The 2,057-nt window shown below is 67.7% G+C and carries 4 protein-coding genes and 1 pseudogene; all 5 read left to right on the forward strand.

From position 1 onward, the window contains the following. Positions 1-307, forward strand: a pseudogene (gene rplB, locus C4301_RS09905) (50S ribosomal protein L2); the annotation flags it as partial. Positions 308-315: 8 nt separating this feature from the next. Next, positions 316-597: a 30S ribosomal protein S19 gene (gene rpsS, locus C4301_RS09910; protein WP_352414902.1), complete on the forward strand. Its 282-nt coding sequence runs from the start codon at positions 316-318 to the stop codon at positions 595-597. 2 nt (positions 598-599) lie between these two features. Further along, a complete protein-coding gene (rplV, locus tag C4301_RS09915) occupies positions 600-941 on the forward strand; it encodes a 50S ribosomal protein L22 (protein WP_352414903.1) in 342 nt (113 codons plus the stop codon). Further along, positions 931-1,665 (forward strand): 30S ribosomal protein S3, encoded by a 735-nt coding sequence (gene rpsC / locus C4301_RS09920; RefSeq protein WP_352414904.1) that lies wholly within the window; start codon positions 931-933, stop codon positions 1,663-1,665. The genes rplV and rpsC overlap by 11 nt, the downstream gene beginning before the upstream one ends. Further along, positions 1,652-2,057: 50S ribosomal protein L16 (gene rplP / locus C4301_RS09925; protein ID WP_352414905.1), on the forward strand; the 406-nt coding region annotated here is incomplete at its 3' end. The genes rpsC and rplP, both read left to right, overlap by 14 nt.

Here is a 2,057-nt window from a genome sequence, read left to right on the forward strand (position 1 = left end):
CTTGCGGCTGCCCTCGGGCGAGCTGCGCCGCGTCCACGCCGAGAGCTATGCCACTGTGGGCACGGTGTCCAACGGCGACCACAAAAACATCATCATCGGTAAGGCCGGGCGCAACCGCCACAACGGCCGCAAGGGCCACGTGCGCGGCACCGTGATGAACCCGGTGGACCACCCCCACGGGGGCGGTGAGGGCCGGGCCCCCCGGGGGCGTCCGCCGGCCTCCCCCTGGGGCTGGCAGACCAAGGGGCGCAAGACCAGGAAGCGGAAGAAGCCCTCGAGCCGGTTCATCCTGGCGCGGAGAAAGTGAGGTGAGAGATGCCGCGTAGCTTGAAAAAGGGCGTCTTCGTGGACGACCACCTTCTTGAGAAGGTCCTCCTTTTAAACCAAAGGGGGGAGAGGCGGGTGATCAAGACCTGGAGCCGCCGCTCCACCATCGTCCCCGAGATGGTGGGGCACACCATCGCCGTCTACAACGGGAAGCAGCACATCCCGGTCTACATCACCGAGAACATGGTGGGGCACAAGCTCGGGGAGTTCGCCCCCACCCGCACCTACCGGGGGCATGGCAAAGAGGCCAAGGCCACCAAGAAGAAGTAGCCATGGAAGCGAAAGCCATAGCTCGTTACATCCGCATCTCGCCCCGGAAGGTCCGGCTGGTGGTGGACCTCATCCGCGGCAAGAGCCTGGAGGAGGCGCGGGCCATCTTGCGCTACCTGAACAAGCGGGCGGCCCTGCCGGTGGCTAAGGTGTTGGAGTCCGCGGCGGCCAACGCGGTGAACAACCACGACCTGCTCGAGGACCGCCTCTTCGTCAAGGCCGCCTACGTGGACGAGGGGCCTGCCCTGAAGCGGGTTCTGCCCCGGGCCCGGGGGCGGGCGGACATCCTCAAGAAGAGGACCAGCCACATCACCATCGTTCTGGGGGAGAAGCATGGGAAATAAGATCCACCCCATCGGCCTAAGGCTCGGCATCACCCGGGACTGGGAGTCCCGCTGGTATGCCGGCAAGAAGCAGTACCGGCACCTCCTCCTGGAGGACCAGAGGGTGCGCGAGCTCCTCACGAAGGAGCTCTACCCTGCGGGCCTGGCCCGCATCGACCTCGAGCGGGCGGCGGACAACGTGGCGGTGACCGTTCACGTGGCCAAGCCCGGGGTGGTCATCGGCCGGGGCGGGGAGAAGATCAAGGTCCTGAGGGAGGAGCTCTCCAAGCTCACCGGGAAGAACGTGGCCCTGAACGTCCAGGAGATCCAGAACCCCAACCTCTCCGCTCCTCTAGTGGCCCAGCGGGTGGCGGAGCAGATCGAGCGCCGCTTCGCGGTGCGCCGGGCCATCAAGCAGGCGGTCCAGCGGGTGATGGAGGCCGGGGCCAAGGGGGCCAAGGTCATCGTCTCCGGCCGGATCGGGGGGGCGGAGCAGGCCCGGACGGAGTGGCACGCCTCGGGCCGGGTGCCCCTCCACACCCTGCGTGCTAACATAGACTACGGTTTTGCCTTGGCCCGCACCCCATATGGGGTCTTGGGGGTGAAGGCCTACGTGTTCTTGGGCGAGGTCATCGGGGCCGCGCGGCCCCAGGCCCGGCCGGCCGCGCCGGCCAAGGCCGAGGAGCGCCCCCGTCGGCGCCGCCCCACCGTGGTGAAGAAGGAGGGCCAGGATGCTGATGCCTAGGCGCATGAAGTACCGGAAGCAGCACCGGGGCCGGATGAAGGGGGCCACGAAGGGCGGGGACTACGTGGCCTTCGGCGACTTCGGCCTGGTGGCCCTCGAGCCCGCCTGGATCACCGCCCAGCAGATCGAGGCGGCCCGGGTGGCCATGGTGCGCCACTTCCGGCGGGGCGGGAAGATCTTCATCCGCATCTTCCCCGACAAGCCTTACACCAAGAAGCCTTTGGAGGTGCGGATGGGGAAGGGGAAGGGCAATGTGGAGGGGTACGTGGCGGTGGTCAAACCCGGCCGGGTGATGTTCGAGGTGGCCGGGGTGACGGAGGAGCAGGCCCTGGAGGCCCTGCGGATCGCTGGTCACAAGCTGCCCATCAGGACCAAGGTGGTGAGGAGGGACA

The organism is Thermus sp., assembly GCF_040290245.1.
GTDB lineage: Bacteria > Deinococcota > Deinococci > Deinococcales > Thermaceae > Thermus_A.